Source organism: Nocardia ignorata NBRC 108230 (assembly GCF_001612905.1).
In the GTDB taxonomy this organism is placed as follows: domain Bacteria; phylum Actinomycetota; class Actinomycetes; order Mycobacteriales; family Mycobacteriaceae; genus Nocardia; species Nocardia ignorata.
Genome location: NZ_BDBI01000001.1, coordinates 47957 through 64551 on the forward strand (window position 1 = coordinate 47957; position 16595 = coordinate 64551).

Genomic DNA, 16595 nt, shown 5'->3' on the forward strand with positions numbered 1-16595 from the left:
GCGGCTTCGGTCAGGTCAGGCGGATCTCCGCGGCGGCGCGGCCGAAGAGCTTGCGGCCCTCCGAGGTTCCGCTCAGCAGCACGGTCGCCGCGCGGCGGTCGGTGTCGACCGACTTGATCTTGCCGGAGAATTGGATCTCGCCCGCCGCGGTCGGTGGGACCGGGACGAAACCGGAGAAACGCACGGCCAGCTTCTCGATAGCGGTCGGGTCGCCGAGCCAGTCCGTGAGGTACTGGGCGGCCAGGCCCATGGTGAGCAGGCCGTGGGCGACGACGGTCGGCAGGCCGGCCAGTTCGGCGGCGCGGTCGCTGAAGTGGATGGGGTTCGGGTCGCCCGAGACGCCCGCGTAGTTGGCGAGGTCACCGCGGGTGACGCGCGCGGTGGCGACCGGCAGTTCCATGCCCTTGGTCAGCGATTCGAACGCCGGGCCGGTGTGCACGGGTACGAACTCGCGCGGCGGCACGGCGGGGGCGGGGCCGGTGCGGCGGATCAGGAGGTCGTCGGCGATGCCGGTGTCGCCGGGACGCGGGTGCATGCTGATGTTCTCGACGGCCTCGACGATATTGGGGTCGACCTCCACGCCGCGGCGCGCGACGATGGTCGTCGTTCCCTGTACCGCCACCTCGTCGTGCTGGTTCACCAGCTTGAACCCGACATTGACGAAGTCGTTGTCGGCGAACTGGCGGATCGACTCGATCTCGATCTCCGTGCGGATCCGGTCGCCTGCCAGCATCGGGTGGAAGATCTCGAACACCTGGTCGGTCTGCAGCACCTGCGACAGGTCGTACTCGGTGAGTACGCCGTCGAGCAGGGCGCGGGTGGCGCTCATGCCGATCACCGAGGCGAAGGTCGGCGGTGCGATCACCGCGTTGTAGCCGAGCTTGCGGGCGTCGACTTCGTTCTGGTGCGCGAGGTGCGTGTTCTGCACCGCCCGGGCGAATTCGCGGATCTTCTCGCGCCCCACCTCGTAGTGATCGCGGAATCCGAAGCGCTGGCCCACCAGCGCCGCCTCCGGGACCACAGCATCGATGTCCGGCTGCGACGTTGTGTGTTCCGTGCTCATGATCCGAAAAATGATACTGGGTGCACAGTGCCCGATACCAGTTATGTGTGACCCGTCATAGCACCTCTGACCGGCGCTACGACGGGTCATCACCGGTTCAGGGTGCCGCCGTGGGGTCGCACACCTTCCAGCCGTCGTCGGTCTTCTGCAGGTCGAAGGTGCGTGCGGTGCGCTTGGACTCCGCCGCCGTATACACCGTGGCCTCGGCCAGCGCCGTGTCGTCGGTGATCCGCACCGCGTCCACGCTGTCGACCACCGGAATGGAGCCCTGCTCGGTCGAGAGCTGATGCACGCCCTGGAACTGTTCGGTACTGATGCCCTGGTAGAAGTCGTGCAGCTGTCCGCACGTGGTGGACCGCAGGGTTTCGAGATCGCCCTCGCGCAGCGCGTCGGTGTACTCACCGATCACCGCCCGCACCTGCCCCTCCGGCGAATTGTCACCCGTCGTCATCAACACGAAGCCCACGATCAACGCGATGACGAGCACCGTCGCACCCGCCGCCGCCAACACCAACCGCTTCGACCGACCCGCCCCGGCGGCGTTCGCCTGCTGCTGCGGTGCGACCCCTTGCTGACCCGGCTCGATCCGCTGCGGAGGCGCCACCTGCCGCTGCCCGTCCGCCAGGTGATGCGCGGGCCGCGTCGGCTGGATATCAGCAGGAGAAGGAGCCCCTGGCCCTTGGCCACGAGCAACACCCGCCCCTTGCGCACCATGCTGCGCCGACGGGCGCGTCTCCTCGACCCCCTGTCCCTGTGGTCCGCGAGGAGCTCCTGGCCCTTGCGGACCCTGGGGTGCCGACGGGCGCGTCTCCTCGGCCCCTGGTTTTTGCAGTCCGCGCGGAGCTCCCGGACCTTGAGGTGCCGATGGCCGTGCGTCTTCGGCCCGCGGTCCTTGCGGCCCGCGAGACGATCCCGGTCCTTGCGGTCCTTGCGGTCCGCGTGGCCCTGGGGATGCGGATGGCCGTGTGTCCTCGACGCCGGCTCCCTGCGGTCCGCGGGGAGCGCCCGGCCCCTGGGGTCCTTGGGGTGCGGACGGCCGTCTGTCTTCGGCCCCGGCCCCACGGCCCCCCTGCGGTCCCGACGGGCGCGCGTCCTCGACACCGGGCCCCTGCGCTCCCTGCTGCCCTGCCTGCCTCGGCCCCGAAGGACCCCGCGGCGTGCTGGGCGGCGGCGTCACGGCCCGCCCACCGACAACCCGATCCGTCCCCCGCTGCACCGGAAAAGTGGTAGTAGGCGCATCCGCGGGATTGACCACCCGCATAGCAACGGTCTGATCCTCCGACCCGGATTCACCTGCCCCAGCAGGACTCTCGTCCTTCTTCGACAACCCGCCGGCCCCAGCGGCAGCCCCAGCTCCAGCCGCAGCGGCCGCAGCCCCAGCCGCACCGCCGAGAGCTTTATCGCCGCTGCCGCCCGTCTGGTCCTGCACCCGGGAATCACCGCGCTGCTGCCCGGAACTCGTGGAGAACTTCTCTGTCGCATCGGAGCTCTGGGAATCACCCTCACGCACAGCGGGTTCAGAGCCAACAGTTCGAGGCTGCCCCGCATCGTTCCCGCTGCCGGTACGAGCCTGTCCGGTGTTCGCGCCGCTCGCACCAGCTTGCGGGTCGTTCACACTGTCGACGCCACCCTGGTCCTCGGAACGCGAAGCCGCCCTGGCAGTCCCGAACCGCGCGGTCGCCGCGTCGGCGCCACCGTGTTCACCGCGCGAATCATCCGGTGCGCCACGGAACTCGGCGTCTCGGACGCCCGTGCCGTTCTCGCCGCGCGACTCTCCTCGCGCGCCACGGTCGTCGGCTGCTCCAGTCCGCTCGATGTCGCGTGCAGCCTGCTCACTGCGCGAATCACCTTGTGCGTCCGGAGTATTCGCGACCATGGCCCGTTCGTCCGCAATTGGGCGCTGCTCGCCACGCTGCTCATCAACCCCCGAGCGATCGACGTGCTGCGCATCATCTCGGGTTCCCGCCGAAGCATCGCGGGTTGCTGCGGAAGCGTCTCGGCTGGTGGGCGCACCGAAGGATTCGATTGAATCGCTTGTGCCCGGGCGAGATCCACGCGCATCTGCTGCGGCCGTGCCCTGTCGTTCGGCGGCCGGACGATCGCCCGGCTCCATCCCGACGGTCGGCACATCCGCCGCACTCTGCTCGCCTTGATCGGCGGACGCAGCCCCCGCCGCCGCGCGTCCGGGGATCCGCATTGCGGTAGTCGGCGCATCGGCGCCACCCAGGCCTGGCGAATCAGGCTGTGCCCGCGAATCACCTTCGCCGCCAGTTGATTCCCCGGGAAGCCCCTTCGACAACCCGGCCAACGGCGAACTGCCCGCGGCCGAGCCCTGGTTTCCGCCCGGCTCGCGTCCTTGCCCGGCAGCCGGGCCCTGCCCACTGCCACGGCCGGCGGCCGCACCCGGCGCATTCGACGGCCGGTCACCACGTTGCTGCGATCCGGCTCCACGCTCCGCGCCGCCCACACCACTACCGCCGCGAGTATCACCTTCGCCGCCACCGGGGTGGCCACCCTGTCCAGGCTGGTTCGCTGGTCCACCGGCCGCAGAGCTCTGCTGACTCTCGACAACGCCTCCGGGACGACCTCGACCGCCTGCCTGTTCGCCCGAAGGACGCTGTGCGGCTGGCTCATTCGTTGCCCGCGCGACCGGCGCCGCACGTCCTGGCCCCTGCTGCGGGCCGGGCCGACCCCCTTGTGGCGCGCCAGAAGCGTTGGGCCCGTTCGGCACTGGTGCGTTTCCCGGTTGCCAGCCCGCAGCCCTGGGGTCACCGGACCCCGGTGTACCCGAGCGATCGTTCGAGGGTCCGCTCGCTGGTCGCCCGCCCGATCCAGCTCCGGGCCCGTTCACGGGACGCCCAGCTGCCCCGGACGCGTTTCCCGGACCGTTAGCCCCCGGCGCATCGACCGGCCGCCCGGCAGCGCCGGGGCTGTTCGGACCACGGCCTGCCGCGTTGCCCGCTCCCGGCGGCAGCGGATTCCCACCCTGGGGAGGACGATTTCCCGGACCGGCGGGACGCTGAGAACCGGGCCCCTGCGGACCACCCACCCGCGGCCCGGCCGGGCCCTGCGGCGCACCAGGCCCACCGGCAGGTCGGAAACCGGGTCCGTACGAACGTCCCGCACCCTGATCGCCCGGCAGCTCACTACGCCGGATGACAACAGTCTCGGAGGTCCCTGCGGTCGCGCGCTCCGGCTCGGTCACCGCGTGCGGCACCGATTTCGGCGCTTCGGAACCCGGGCGGGTCGACTCGTCGGGCGACGGGCCGGCGTCATGGTGTGTCCCGGCCGCACCGGGACCACGGTCCTCGGCTGCTGGGTTGTTCTCGTCGGTCGGGTCGGACACCTAGTACCCCTCGCTCAGGCTCGAACGTTGAACTCCCGCCCAGCCTAATGCGCGGCGCGCGGGGGAGTTCGTCGATCACCCGTGGCGGGGTGGGTGGGCGTGGCGGTGCACAATGAACCCATGACCTCCTTCGGTGACCTGCTCGGACCGCAGCCGGTCCTCCTCCCTGAACTGATCGACGCCGAAGACGCCATCGCGGCGGGCACCGACCCCGTGAAGGTTGCCGCCGATCATCCGGCCGCGTCGATCGCGTGGGCCCAGCTCGCCGAGGCGGCGCTCGAGCGCAGCAACGGCGAGGTCGATCACGACACTGTCGCCGCCTACGCCTTCGCCCGCACCGGTTACCACCGCGGCCTCGACCTGCTGCGCCGTAACGGCTGGAAGGGTTTCGGCCCGGTGCCGTGGTCGCACGAACCCAACCAGGGTTTCCTGCGCAGCGTCGGTGCGCTGGCCAAGGCCGCGCAGGTGATCGGTGAGACCGAGGAATACGCCCGCTGCCTCGACCTGCTCGAGGACTGCGACCCCAACGCCGCCACCGAACTCGGTCTCGACTAGCCGGTCACCGGTTCGCAGGTGAGCGAGCACAGGCCGTTCGTCGAGGTCGCTACGCCCGTCGTAGCGGCCGCGAAGGTGAGTACCGTCGGCCGGTTCCGGCAATCGGTCGAGCGGTTGCGGCTGTCCGCGATCCCGATCATCCAGTGCGCGCTGGGGGCGGCGCTGGCCTGGTTCATCGCCCACGACGTGATCGGCCATATCGAGCCGTTCTTCGCCCCGACGGCGGCCGTGGTGTCGATCGGCATCTCGTTCGGCGCACGGATCCGCCGCTCGGTGGAACTGGTCGTCGGTGTCGCGGTCGGCATCGGTATCGGTGACCTGTTCATCGCCCAGGTGGGCACCGGTGTGTGGCAGGTGGCGCTGGTCGTCGGCGGTGCGATGGCGGTGTCGGTGTTCCTCGACTCCGGGGCCATCATGACGATTCAGGCGGCGGGTTCGGCCGTGCTCGTCTCCACGTTGAACCAGGCTCCGGGCGCGGGTCCGTCCCGCATGATCGACGCGCTCGTCGGTGGCCTCGTCGGTGTGTTGATGGTGGCCGCGATCCCGCTGCATCCGGTTCGTCGCGCGCGTGAGCACGCCGCACAGGTGCTGGACGTGATGAGCAAATCCATGACCGAGTGCGCCGACGGTCTGCTCGAGCAGAGTGCGGACAAGGTGCACGACGCGCTCACCGCCGTGCGCGCCACCCAGAGCCAGATCGACGGACTCCGCTCCGCGCTCGAGGGTGGCCGCGAGGTGAGCCGCATCTCCCCGCTGTACTGGAATTCGCGAAAACGCCTCGCCCGCATTCGGGCCACCGCCGACCCGCTCGACAACGCCGTGCGCAACACCCGTGTGCTGCTGCGCCGTTCGCTCACCCTCGTCCGCGACGACGAGGTGCTCGATCCGCGCCTGATCGACCTGCTCCGCCAGCTCGGCGGCGCCACCGACGTGGTGCGCAAGATGATGCTCGCCGATCCGGGCGAGCAACCCGACCAGGCCGAGGCGGCCCGCTGCCTGCGCAGCGTCGCCAAGAACGCCCGCCCGGAACTGGTTGTGGGCGCGGGCCTTTCAGCGCATGTGGTGTTCGCCCAGATCCGTTCGATCGTGGTCGATCTGATGGTGGTGTGCGGAATGCAACGCATCTCCGCGATCGCGCTGCTCCCGCCCACCGTGCCGAATCCGTATGTCCCGCCGGAGGACTGACCCAGGCTGTCAGTACCAGAAGCGCGTCAACCGGCTGCCGTTGCCCGCCCAATACTGCGGGATGCCGGAAATATCGAACAGTAAGTACACGGCCTCGAAGAACACCCGGCTGAGCGGGGTGAAAAAGATGACGGCGAAAAGAATCAACATGCCGTACGGCTTGAACTGGTCGAGCGAGCGCCGCGTCTGGTAGCTCAGCGACGGCTCGATGATCCCGTATCCGTCGAGGCCCGGCACCGGAAGAATGTTCAGCAGAAACGCTGTGAGCTGCAGGAACGCCAGGAAACTCAGTCCGAACCAGAACGCGGCGTGTTCGGTGGCCGAGCCCATCGCACGGATCACGATCAGCAGCACGATCGCGCACAGCAGATTCGAGAACGGACCGACCGCGCTCACCAAACGCTGTATGCCCGAACGGAATCGGGTGGTGTCCAGGTAAACCGCACCACCCGGCAGACCGATTCCGCCGAGCGCGATGAACAGCAGCGGTAAGACTATCGACAACACCGGATGGCTGTACTTCAGCGGATTCAGCGTGAGATAACCACGCGCCTCCACATCGTGATCACCGGCCCGCCACGCCACATAGGCGTGCGCGAATTCGTGCAGGCACAAACTCACGATCCAGCCGAACACCACAAGGACGAACACGCCGACTTTGGCGCGCACCGAGGACACGTCGGCGTCCCACGCCAGCGCGCCACCGAGCACGGTGACGGCCACGATCAGCAGAAAGACCGGACTCGGCCGCACCGCGCCACGGGTGCTGGGAAAGGAGTAACTCATCGCACCAATAGCCAGGGTTGTTCGAAGCGGTAGAAGGTCGAGCGGGGGACGGTGCGTTCGGCGGTGATCCCGTCGCGGGTCACGACCGCACCCGGCGTGCCGAGCTGGGCGGCGCGCCCGCCGACCCAGCCGCGTTTGCGCAGACCCTTGCGCACCCGCGCCCGCACACCCGGCATCGCCATCGTCGGAGAGATCAGCATGGTCGTCACCGTGCCGGTGAACAGCAAGGTGTCGTCGACATAGGCCTCGCCCTCGAGCTTGGCGCCCTCGACGCCGGTGATGCTCGCCCGGCCAACCAGCACCGTGCCCGTGTCGTCGCGGATCAGCGGCGTCTCGACGGCCCGGCCTTCCAGCGCGGTCTTGGCAGCCGCGTTGCCGGTGCCGGTCTGATAGACCCGCGAGGCATAAGTGGTCTCGACCGGCACGTAGCCGATCTCCACGTGCAGCCGTTCGGTGCGCATCAGATGGGTGAGCACGAACGCCAGGCCCGCGTCGTCGCCCAGCACGATCAGGCGGGGCAGGCTGTCGGCGGCCAGCACCGGCAGCAGCTCGTCGATCACGGTGACATCGGGTAACCGCTCGGTCTGCGTGGTGGGGAGTGAGGCGAGAGCGATCGGGACCGGCAGGTCACCACATCGGAGAACGTGGGTACTCAAACTGCGGTACACCCTCCTCGGTCGGGTCGACGGTGTGTCGCCCATGAGCGCGGCAATCCCCCTGCCGGCAAGTAACCGTAACCGATGATGGCACGCCCGCCGGGCGCGGGTCGGGGCGCTGGACAGGGCACGCGAGTGCCGTCGGCTAGACTGTGTCTCCGGCCACCGCCTCAGTACGGCAGGTAGCTGCAGTACAAGCGTGCTGCTGTCGATCTGTAGGAGACTCCGAAATGCCGGCTATCGTCCTCATCGGCGCCCAGTGGGGCGACGAGGGTAAGGGCAAAGCTACCGATCTGCTCGGTGAGCGGTTGCAGTGGGTAGTCCGTTATCAGGGCGGCAACAACGCCGGTCATACGGTGGTGCTCCCCAACGGTGACAAGTTCGCGCTGCACCTGATCCCGTCCGGCATTCTCACCCCCGGTGTGAAGAACGTCATCGGCAACGGCGTCGTCGTCGATCCCGGTGTGCTGCTCGAGGAACTCGCCGGGCTCGAGGAGCGCGGTGTCGACACCTCCGGCCTGCTGCTCTCTGCCGACGCGCACCTGATCATGCCGTACCACGTGGCCATCGATAAGGTCACCGAACGCTTCCTCGGCAACCGCAAGATCGGTACCACCGGTCGCGGTATCGGCCCCTGCTACCAGGACAAGGTCGCCCGCGTCGGCGTGCGCGTCGCGGATGTGCTGGACGAGAAGATCCTCACCCAGAAGGTCGAGGCCGCACTGGAATTCAAGAACCAGGTGCTGGTGAAGATCTACAACCGCCGCGCGCTGGACCCGCAGCAGGTGGTGGACGAGGTGCTCGCGCAGGCCGAGTCGTTCAAGCACCGCATCTCCGACACCCGCCTCGAGCTGAACCTGGCGCTCGAGCGGGGCGAGACGGTGCTGCTGGAAGGCTCGCAGGGCACCCTGCTCGACGTCGACCACGGCACCTACCCGTTCGTCACCTCCTCGAACCCGACCGCGGGCGGCGCCGCGGTGGGTTCGGGCATCGGCCCGAACAAGATCGACACGGTGCTCGGCATCCTCAAGTGCTACACCACCCGCGTCGGCTCCGGCCCCTTCCCGACCGAACTGTTCGACAACTTCGGCGAGTTCCTCGCCAAGAACGGCGGCGAGGTCGGTGTCACCACCGGTCGCGCCCGCCGCTGCGGTTGGTTCGACGCCGTGATCAGCCGGTACGCCACCCGCGTCAACGGCGTCACCGACTACTTCCTCACCAAGCTGGACGTGCTGTCCGGGCTGGACACGGTGCCGATCTGCGTGGCGTACGAGATCGACGGCGAGCGGGTCGAGCAGATGCCGACCACGCAGACCGAATTCCACCACGCCAAGCCGATCTACGAGGAGATGCCGGGTTGGTGGGAGGACATCTCCGCCGCCCGCACGTTCGAGGATCTGCCGGCCAACGCGCAGGCGTATGTGCTTCGGCTGGAAGAGCTCTCGGGTGCTCGGATTTCGTGCATCGGTGTGGGGCCGGGTCGTGACCAGACGATCGTTCGGCACGACGTGCTGGCGTAGATCTGCCGTCGAGCCCGGCGTCGCAGCAGCGGCGCCGGGCTTTGCCGTATCCACCCTCGACACGCTCGGACTATGCGGACACGCTATCGATTTGAGCATCCATCTGGCTAACGCTATGGTCGCTGCGGCACGCGGGGACGTGCCGGTTTCTTCTAGCGTGTGAGTGGGTGTTCGACGTGGTCCGTCGGTGTGCTGGTGTGTGGGGATCGACGGGGCGGATGAGCGCTCGGGCGGTCGCGGGTGTGTTGCCGATGGCGGTCGCGGTGGCTTGTGCGGGTGTCGCGCTCGCTGTGCCGCAGCCGGGTGTGACCGATGAGGTGCCGGAGCAGCCGGGAGTGAACATGCCGGGCGAGGAGGGGCGTTCCAGTCTCGGGGATTTCGAGGGACCTGATTCGCTGGCCTATCTGGCGCCCGAACCGCAGGAAACGCGCCCGGTGCCCGAATACACCACGCCTGCGCCGCCCGTCGTGATCGAGGAACTGCACCTCCCTGAACCGGTCGAGCCCGTCGCCCCGATCGCGCCGCCGCCGCGCACTCTGCGCGTCGGTGACTTCACCGCCCCGGCTCCGGAGGAACTTCCGGCCGAAATCCTCGACGGTGTGAACACCACCGCCGCCGATGTCGAAGCGGCCATCGCCACCCAGGGCCGCTCCATCGGCATCAACCCCAGCCGCTCCGACAAGATCGCCGCCGCGACCGTCGGCGGTGCCCTCGCGGGCGCCGCCCTCGCCGGGGTCCCGGCGGCCGCCGTCGGCGCGGTCGGCGGCGGACTCGCCGGTGCTGCTGTCGGCGCGGGTATCGGCTTCGCGGTCGGCGCTGCGGGTACGGCGGGCGCCACCGCGATCCTGGCAGGCGCGGCCGCGATCCCGACTGCGGGCATCGGTGCCGTGCCGATCATCACGGGCGGATTCGCGATGGCTTGGCCGATCGCCGCGGCAACAACCGGCGCCGGGGCGGCCATCGGCGCGGCGGCAGGTGCCGCAGCGGGCGCCGCCGCCCTCGGCATTCCCGCCGCCGCAGCGGGTGCGGTCGCTGGTGGCATCGTCGGCAGCGGCTACGGCGCCACTCTGTGATGGATCAGTACCTTCGGCGTGGCCGATCGCGGCGGCGGGAGTAGCGTCGGGAATGGTTCGGATGGAGGTGGCTGATGGTGCGCACAATGATGGTGGCGGGGGTGCTCGCGGTGGGTGCGCTCACCGGGTGTTCGACGCCTGAGGCGCCTGCGCCGCCGCCGAGCGCGTCACCGGTGCTGTCCACCACCGCCCTGCCACCCGCCGAGACCCTCGCCCCGTCCCAGCAGCGCAACGAGCGCATCCGGGGAATGCTGTACACAGCCGGGTGCGTCAGCAACGCCTGCGTACAGACCTACTTCGCTTGCATGGACGGCTACCTCGCCGGCGATCCCTGCCAGTTCTTCCGCGACCATCCGCCGCCGCCCTGACGCGCGGGGTGAGCGCCGACAGGGCGGCGATCGTGGTGTCGGCTACCGGCAACGAGGCCGGTTGATCACTGTGCGCGCGTGAGGAATTCGCCGATGGCGGGGGCGAGGACGGAGATCTTCGGGTTGTGGCTCACGCCGGGGAGTTCGGCGAACTCGGCGTTCGGCACCACCTCGGCGGCCGCCTTCGCACCCTTGGTGAGCAGGGGTGCGGTGCGTTCGCCCGCGAGGACGAGGACCGGAACGGAGATGCCGCTCCATTCGGCCGCGTCGAGTTTCTGTCCGCGCATATAGGGCTTCATCACGGCCCAGTCGTGCGCTGTCGAATTCGACGTGGCCGCAAGCTGTTTCCAGAACGGCGTCACCCGCATCACCGCGACCATCAGCGCGGGCATCCCCATCGCCTTGGTCATGTAGTAGCGAACTGTCTTGTCGCGCTTACCTTCCGCGATCAGTGGATGCAGCTTCGTTTCCAGGTCCTTCGGCGGCACATGATGTTTGGCATCGACCACGAAGGGTGGTTCGAACGCGACCACCTCGGTGACACCGGGGATCTCACGCGCCGCGAGCAGGGCGAGCGCCGCGCCCGACGACCACCCGAACAGCGCCGCCTTCCCGCCCGCCGCCTCGACGAGCGCGGCGATGTCGGCGATCTCGTTGGCCACGTCGTACACACCGGGGGAGTCGGTGCTGTCACCGCGCCCGCGCCGGTCGTAGTTGAGTACGGTCAGGTCGTAGTCGTCGGCGAGAGTCTGGGCGAGCTCGGTCATGGTCTTGAACTTGCGGAAGCTGAAGGCCCCGCCGATCAGGATGACCGTCCCCGCGGTCCCGTCGCCGACCCGGTCGTAAGCGATCGTTGTGCCGTCGGCCGACGTGACTGTCTGCATGATGTTCCCTCTCGATAGCTGACCACCGCAGTGCGACGGTACGCGACCCTGCGCGCCCGCCCTCCGGCTCCTCGGAACAGACGGTCCGGGCCCACCCGATTCATCGCTCAGAACAGCATGGGTTCACCGAAGCCCGGTGTGCGCTCGATCTCGAGCAGGCGCGCCTTGGTGCCGATGCCGCCGGGCGCGGAGAATCCGTGCAGCGCGTGGTCGGCGGCGAGTACTCGATGGCAGGGGATGATGAGGGGGATCGGGTTGCGGCCGAGGGCTTGCCCGACGGCTTGGGCGGAGCCGGGTGCGCCGATCCGGATGGCGATGTCGCCGTAGCTGAGGGTGCGGCCCGGGTCGATCTCGCGGGTCACCGCGTAGACGGCGCGGTGGAATTCGGGCACGCCGGGCAGGTCCACCTCGATCCAGCGCAGCGCGTCGACCGTACCCGCGAGGTGGGCCCGGATGCCGGCGATCGCCGCGACGATCGCGGGGCCGGGCTCGCCTTCGGTCACCGGTTGCCCGCCGAAAGGGCGGGTGATGTGGGCCAGCGTCTGCTCCTCGCTGGCCTCGGGCAGCGCGAACCGGACGACGGTGTCGTCGCGCCAGGCGATGGCGCACAGCCCGATGGCGGTGTCGAAGAGGGCCGCGACCACGGTGCCGGTCCGTGTCGAGTCAGCTCCGGAGCTCATGAGCACAGTGTGCGCCGCCCCGGTGACAGGTTTCGGCCCGACCCACCGCTCAGGCGGCGAGACGGCCACTGTCGGGCTTCGAAACCAGTCCAGTTTCCGGCGACTGGACTGGTTCGTCATGACCGCGACTGCGAAGGGCTTCGAGATCGCGGTATTGGCGCTGGTCATCGTAGGTGCCGAACGCTCGGTCATGGGGTGATTCCTGGAAGGGCCAGAACGGGAGTTCCCCCTCCTTAGGGGCGAAATGATAGACGGCATAGCCCACGGCGAGGGCAACGGCGAGAGCGAGGAAGGTGGTCATATCCCAAGAATCCGCCCACTGGCCTTGTCAAAAAATAGCCACTCACGGAATACTGGACTTTATGGCGACAAGAGTGATCGGCGCGGCGGGCCTGGCCCGCGACCTCGGCCGGTGGCGTGACCCCGAGACCGACGGCGACGAGCGTCGCCCCCACCGGCCCGCCTACCTGGCGCTGGCCGAGGCGATCCGGCTGCTGATCCACGACGGCCGCGCCCCGCTCGGCGTCGCGCTGCCGAGCGAGCGTGATCTGGCGGCCACCCTCGGCGTCAGCCGCACCACCATCACCTCCACCTACTCGCTGCTGCGCGAGCACGGTTACCTCATCAGCCGTCAGGGTTCGCGCAGCACGGTCGCGTTGCCGCCGAGCATCCAGCACGACGGTACCCGCCCGGCACGCGGCATCATGGCGTTGATGGCGCAGCCGGAGCTGCCGACCATCGACATGACCTACGCCGCCATGTCCGCACCGCCGGAACTGCACGACGCGTATTCGGTGGCACTGCAAGGGATTCCGGCCTACCTCGGCACCCACGGCATGGACCCGGTCGGTGTGCTCGCGCTGCGCGAGGCGCTGGCCCGCCGCTACACCGCGCGCGGCCTGCCCACCGAACCCGACCAGATCCTGGTGACTCTCGGTGCGCAACACGGGCTTCGGCTGCTGCTCAACGTGCTCACCTCACCGGCCGCCCGCGTCCTGATCGACCATCCGTCCTATCCGAACGCGATCGAGGCGATCCGCGATGTCGGCGCGCGCCCCATCCCGGTGCCGCTGCGCCCCGAATTCCCGAGTGCCGGTTGGGATCTGGAAGGTCTGCGCAGTACCGCCCGGCAGACGGCGGCCACCCTGGCCTACCTCGTGCCGGACTTCAACAACCCCACCGGCCTGCTGCTCGACGCCGACGGCCGCGCCGAACTCGCCGCCATCGCCCGCGACACCAGAATGACCATCGTCGTCGACGAGTCGATGCGCGACCTCGATCTCTCCGACGACGACATGCCGCCGCCCGTCGCGGCTTTCGCGAAGGGCTCGGAGATCATCACCATCGGTTCGGCGTCCAAGTCGTTCTGGGGTGGCCTGCGCGTGGGCTGGGTGCGCACCAATCAGGCGCTCATCACCAAGCTGCTCGGCATCCGCGCCACCGTCGACCTCGGCACCCCGGTCATGGACCAGCTGGCCACCGTCCACCTGCTGGAGAACGCCGAACCCATCCTCGACCGGCGCCGCGCCCAGCTGCGCGCCCAGCGTGCCACCCTGCTCACGGCCGTGGCCGAGGAACTGCCCGACTGGCACATAGCGCCCGGCGCGGGTGGCATGTCGGTATGGGCGCAGCTGCCGAGTCCGGTGTCGACCGCACTGGCCGCCACCGCACCCAACCACGGTGTACTACTCGCCGCCGGACCGCGTTTCGGCGTGCAGGGCGCGTTCGAACGGTTCATCCGACTGCCGTTCACGCACCCCGAAGCCGACCTGCGGCTGGCCGTGAAGTCGATCGCCGCCGCCTACACCGCGCTCACGCCGCGCGCCGCCGACCCACTCCAGCCGCTCACCTGCTACTGAGCCCAGACGTCCTCGATCGGCGTCGCCGCGCTCGGTGGGGGTGTCGGGGTGCCGCCCTGGGTGCGCGAGAACCGGGGCGCGGGCGCGTGCTGCACCACGTCCTCGATCTCGATCAGCCCTTCTCGCGCGCGGATGTGCTCGTTCTGCGTGGCCTCGGTGAAGGTGAGCACCGGGGTGGTGCAGGCATCGGTGCCCTCGAAAATGGCGGTCCACTCGTCGCGGGTCTTGCTCTTGAACTTCTCGGTGAACAGCTTGCGCAGCTGCTCCTGGCCGTCCGGGTCGAGCTGCTGGGGCAGGCCCTCCGGGTCGATGCCGAGACCGGCGAGCAGCTGCTCGTAGAACTGCGGTTCGATCGCGCCGACCGCCATGTACTTGCCGTCGGCGGTTTCGTAGGTGTCGTAGAACGCCATCCCGGTGTCGAGCAGGTTCTCACCGCGCTCGTCGGACCACAGGCCGACGCCGCGCATGCCCCACACGAAGTGCGAGAGGGCAAGGGCCCCATCGACCATCGCCGCATCGATCACCTGCCCCTTGCCCGAGGTCGCACGCTCGACGAGCGCGGCGAGCACACCGGTCACCAGGAACATCGAACCGCCGCCGAAGTCGCCGACCATGTTCAGCGGCGGCACCGGCCGCTCACCCTTGCGCCCGATGGCGTTGAGCACGCCGGTGAGCGAGATGTAGTTGATGTCGTGGCCCGCGCGGTCGGCCATCGGACCGTACTGACCCCACCCGGTCATCCGGCCGTAGATCAGTCGCGGGTTGCGCGCGAGCGCGTCGTCGGGGCCCAGGCCCATCCGCTCGGTGACGCCGGGCCGGAAGCCCTCGAGCAGCACGTCGGCCTTCTCGACCAGGTCGAGCACCTTGGCCACGTCGGCGGGGTTCTTCAGATCCGCTTCGACGATGGTGCGTCCGCGCCACTGCGGGCGCTCGATGAACCCGGGCAGCTGCCGGGGCCGCTGCACCCGCACCACATCGGCGCCTAGATCGGCCAGTAGCAGGGCGGCGTGCGGGCCCGGGCCGATCCCGGCCAGCTCGATGACCTTGATGCCCGCGAGGGGGCCCTGACCGGTGGTGCTCACGTGGTGACCTCATTCGTCGTCGAACGGTATTGACAATCCGACAATAGCGCCGGGGTGGCGGCACCGGTAGACCATGCGGGAGAATTCGCCCGGCGCGACTCGGCGCGATATGGGAGGAACCCGGCAGTGAGCGTATGGGGTGAGGTCCTCGTCGGCCTCGTCATTCTGGTCGGCATCATCGGCGTGATCGTGCCCATCCTGCCCGGGGTGATCCTGATCTTCGTGGCCGTCGCGGTGTGGGCGTTCCTCACCGGCGGTGCGGGCGCCTGGACGGTGTTCGCCATCGCCTCGGTGGCACTGATCCTGTCGGGCGTCGTGAAATACACCTGGCCGGGGCGCCGGATGCGCGAAGCGGGCGTGTCGAATCGGGCGTTGCTCGTCGGCGCCGTCTTCGGCATCGTCGGCTTCTTCGTGATCCCCGTCGTCGGGTTGTTCATCGGGTTCGTGCTCGGCGTGTACGTCGCGGAACTGCAGCGGTTGAAGACGCATGAAACCGCCTGGCCCGCAACGATGCACGCGCTCAAGGGTGTCGGCCTGTCGATGCTCGTCGAACTGTTCGGCGCGCTGGTCGCGTCGGGAGTGTGGCTCGCCGGGGCGCTGTTCGTCTGAGGCTCAGGGTCTTTCGATGATCGGGAGCGGGCGGGTCTTGTCGTCGCCCGCGCCGGGCAGTGCCGATCGCGGGATCGGCAGGGTCGGGTTGTCCTGGGCCGCAACCTGTTCGGTCTCGGGCCTGCGTACCGGGGGCAGGCGGTAGCACTCGCGGGCGTTGTCCTCGAGCACGGCGTGCATGTCGGCACCGACCACCTGGCAGATCAGGTCGATATCGGCGTCCTCGAACGGGCGGCCCGCCCGGGTGCCGGGCAGATCGGAGCCGAACATCAACGCGCGGGGGTTCACGGTGTGGATGCGGCGCAGCGTTTCGGCCACGTCCATGTCGACCCGGCCGAACCCGGTGGCCTTCACCCTCGCACCGCGATCGACCAGATCCAGCAGATACGGCAGACCCTCGGCGGACATGCCGAGGTGATCGATGGACAGCGCGGGAAGTTTGGAGATCACCGGCTGCAACGATGCGAGCATCTGGCCGTCGATGTAGAGCTCCACGTGCCATCCGGCCAGTTCATGGGCGCGCAGGGCCTGCAAGGTCATCTGGGTGATGTCGGCGGCGGCGCGCTTGAGGTTGAACCGGATCGCCCGTACGCCCGCCCGGTCCAGATCGAGGATCTCCTCGTCACCGGCATCCAGGTCCAAGCGGGTGACGCCGACCCACTCCGGGCCAAGCTCGCTCAGGGCGGCCTTCAGGTACGTCTGATCGGTGCCTTGGAACGATGCGCTGACAACGGCTCCACCGCGAACATCGAAGTGCGCCATCCGCTTTCGATAATCCGCGATCGTGTAGGGCTCCGGCAGGTAGCCCTCGTTCTCGATCAGCGGAAACCGCGGATCGATGATGTGAACATGCGCGTCGAACACGTGTACAGGATGCCCTACTTTTGGAGCGTCGGCGCTTCGGGGTATTGCGCCCAGACGGTATTGGG

General features: G+C 69.0%; 17 protein-coding genes. 8 read left to right on the forward strand and 9 right to left on the reverse strand.

The features are described from left to right. Window positions 1-10 precede the first annotated feature (10 nt). Together NI2_RS00225 and NI2_RS00230 are read right to left on the reverse strand one after the other, a co-directional pair. The gene (locus NI2_RS00225; RefSeq protein ID WP_067484350.1) at window positions 11-1063 is read right to left on the reverse strand and encodes a fused (3R)-hydroxyacyl-ACP dehydratase subunits HadA/HadB; all 1053 of its coding nucleotides are present in this window, start codon (window positions 1061-1063) and stop codon (window positions 11-13) included. Window positions 1064-1160: 97 nt separating this feature from the next. Continuing rightward, on the reverse strand, window positions 1161-1667 hold the full coding sequence (locus tag NI2_RS00230; protein ID WP_133733869.1) for an Rv0361 family membrane protein: 507 nt from the start codon (window positions 1665-1667) through the stop codon (window positions 1161-1163). Window positions 1668-2759: 1092 nt separating this feature from the next. Between NI2_RS00230 and NI2_RS00235 the strand changes: the two genes are divergently transcribed. The 3 genes from NI2_RS00235 to NI2_RS00245 all read left to right on the forward strand — a co-directional run bounded on the left by NI2_RS00235 (window position 2760) and on the right by NI2_RS00245 (window position 6149). Next, complete coding sequence (locus NI2_RS00235) at window positions 2760-3092, forward strand: hypothetical protein (protein WP_133733868.1); 333 nt, start codon at window positions 2760-2762, stop codon at window positions 3090-3092. Between the two features lie 1437 nt (window positions 3093-4529). Then, entirely contained in the window at window positions 4530-4964 is a 435-nt protein-coding gene (locus NI2_RS00240; protein ID WP_067484401.1) for a DUF3151 domain-containing protein, read from the forward strand. A 75-nt stretch (window positions 4965-5039) separates the two neighbouring features. Beyond that, window positions 5040-6149 (forward strand): FUSC family protein, encoded by a 1110-nt coding sequence (locus NI2_RS00245; RefSeq protein ID WP_243749823.1) that lies wholly within the window; start codon window positions 5040-5042, stop codon window positions 6147-6149. A 9-nt stretch (window positions 6150-6158) separates the two neighbouring features. On the opposite strand, the gene NI2_RS00250 is transcribed toward NI2_RS00245, so the two are convergent. Further along, entirely contained in the window at window positions 6159-6935 is a 777-nt protein-coding gene (locus NI2_RS00250; RefSeq protein ID WP_067484360.1) for a site-2 protease family protein, read from the reverse strand. Continuing rightward, window positions 6932-7591: a hypothetical protein gene (locus NI2_RS00255; RefSeq protein WP_243749770.1), complete on the reverse strand. Its 660-nt coding sequence runs from the start codon at window positions 7589-7591 to the stop codon at window positions 6932-6934. The genes NI2_RS00250 and NI2_RS00255 overlap by 4 nt, the downstream gene beginning before the upstream one ends. A gap of 230 nt (window positions 7592-7821) precedes the next feature. Between NI2_RS00255 and NI2_RS00260 the strand changes: the two genes are divergently transcribed. The 3 genes from NI2_RS00260 (at window position 7822) to NI2_RS00270 (ending at window position 10552) form a co-directional block, all read left to right on the forward strand. Next, window positions 7822-9111, forward strand: a complete 1290-nt coding sequence (locus NI2_RS00260; protein WP_067484365.1) for an adenylosuccinate synthase — start codon at window positions 7822-7824, stop codon at window positions 9109-9111. A 218-nt stretch (window positions 9112-9329) separates the two neighbouring features. Continuing rightward, window positions 9330-10184, forward strand: coding sequence for a hypothetical protein (locus NI2_RS00265; protein WP_243749769.1), 855 nt, complete (start codon window positions 9330-9332; stop codon window positions 10182-10184). Between the two features lie 74 nt (window positions 10185-10258). Continuing rightward, window positions 10259-10552: a hypothetical protein gene (locus NI2_RS00270; RefSeq protein ID WP_067484369.1), complete on the forward strand. Its 294-nt coding sequence runs from the start codon at window positions 10259-10261 to the stop codon at window positions 10550-10552. Window positions 10553-10617: 65 nt separating this feature from the next. On the opposite strand, the gene NI2_RS00275 is transcribed toward NI2_RS00270, so the two are convergent. From NI2_RS00275 to NI2_RS33455, 3 genes are all read right to left on the reverse strand, one after another. Continuing rightward, window positions 10618-11436 (reverse strand): alpha/beta fold hydrolase, encoded by an 819-nt coding sequence (locus NI2_RS00275; RefSeq protein ID WP_067484372.1) that lies wholly within the window; start codon window positions 11434-11436, stop codon window positions 10618-10620. 107 nt (window positions 11437-11543) lie between these two features. After that, window positions 11544-12116: a methylated-DNA--[protein]-cysteine S-methyltransferase gene (locus tag NI2_RS00280; RefSeq protein WP_067484403.1), complete on the reverse strand. Its 573-nt coding sequence runs from the start codon at window positions 12114-12116 to the stop codon at window positions 11544-11546. A 49-nt stretch (window positions 12117-12165) separates the two neighbouring features. Next, on the reverse strand, window positions 12166-12417 hold the full coding sequence (locus NI2_RS33455) for a hypothetical protein (protein ID WP_133733867.1): 252 nt from the start codon (window positions 12415-12417) through the stop codon (window positions 12166-12168). A gap of 61 nt (window positions 12418-12478) precedes the next feature. On the opposite strand from NI2_RS33455, the gene yczR reads away from it, so the two are divergent. Next, entirely contained in the window at window positions 12479-13975 is a 1497-nt protein-coding gene (gene yczR / locus NI2_RS00290; protein ID WP_067484378.1) for a MocR-like transcription factor YczR, read from the forward strand. Here the strand turns inward: yczR and NI2_RS00295 are convergent. Continuing rightward, window positions 13969-15057: a CaiB/BaiF CoA transferase family protein gene (locus tag NI2_RS00295; RefSeq protein WP_067484381.1), complete on the reverse strand. Its 1089-nt coding sequence runs from the start codon at window positions 15055-15057 to the stop codon at window positions 13969-13971. The genes yczR and NI2_RS00295 overlap by 7 nt on opposite strands. A gap of 126 nt (window positions 15058-15183) precedes the next feature. On the opposite strand from NI2_RS00295, the gene NI2_RS00300 reads away from it, so the two are divergent. Further along, window positions 15184-15666, forward strand: a complete 483-nt coding sequence (locus tag NI2_RS00300) for a DUF456 domain-containing protein (RefSeq protein ID WP_067484383.1) — start codon at window positions 15184-15186, stop codon at window positions 15664-15666. Window positions 15667-15669: 3 nt separating this feature from the next. On the opposite strand, the gene NI2_RS00305 is transcribed toward NI2_RS00300, so the two are convergent. After that, complete coding sequence (locus tag NI2_RS00305) at window positions 15670-16530, reverse strand: amidohydrolase family protein (protein ID WP_067484386.1); 861 nt, start codon at window positions 16528-16530, stop codon at window positions 15670-15672. Window positions 16531-16595: the final 65 nt, after the last annotated feature.

Bases quoted from the DNA above. Each gene is read 5' to 3' on its own strand.
- NI2_RS00225 (WP_067484350.1), bottom strand. From the start codon at position 1,063: ATGAGCACGGAACACACAACGTCGCAGCCGGACATCGATGCTGTGGTC.
- NI2_RS00240 (WP_067484401.1), top strand. From the start codon at position 4,530: ATGACCTCCTTCGGTGACCTGCTCGGACCGCAGCCGGTCCTCCTCCCT.
- NI2_RS00250 (WP_067484360.1), bottom strand. From the start codon at position 6,935: ATGAGTTACTCCTTTCCCAGCACCCGTGGCGCGGTGCGGCCGAGTCCG.
- NI2_RS00260 (WP_067484365.1), top strand. From the start codon at position 7,822: ATGCCGGCTATCGTCCTCATCGGCGCCCAGTGGGGCGACGAGGGTAAG.
- NI2_RS00265 (WP_243749769.1), top strand. From the start codon at position 9,330: ATGAGCGCTCGGGCGGTCGCGGGTGTGTTGCCGATGGCGGTCGCGGTG.
- NI2_RS00270 (WP_067484369.1), top strand. From the start codon at position 10,259: ATGGTGCGCACAATGATGGTGGCGGGGGTGCTCGCGGTGGGTGCGCTC.
- NI2_RS00275 (WP_067484372.1), bottom strand. From the start codon at position 11,436: ATGCAGACAGTCACGTCGGCCGACGGCACAACGATCGCTTACGACCGG.
- NI2_RS00280 (WP_067484403.1), bottom strand. From the start codon at position 12,116: ATGAGCTCCGGAGCTGACTCGACACGGACCGGCACCGTGGTCGCGGCC.
- NI2_RS33455 (WP_133733867.1), bottom strand. From the start codon at position 12,417: ATGACCACCTTCCTCGCTCTCGCCGTTGCCCTCGCCGTGGGCTATGCC.
- yczR (WP_067484378.1), top strand. From the start codon at position 12,479: ATGGCGACAAGAGTGATCGGCGCGGCGGGCCTGGCCCGCGACCTCGGC.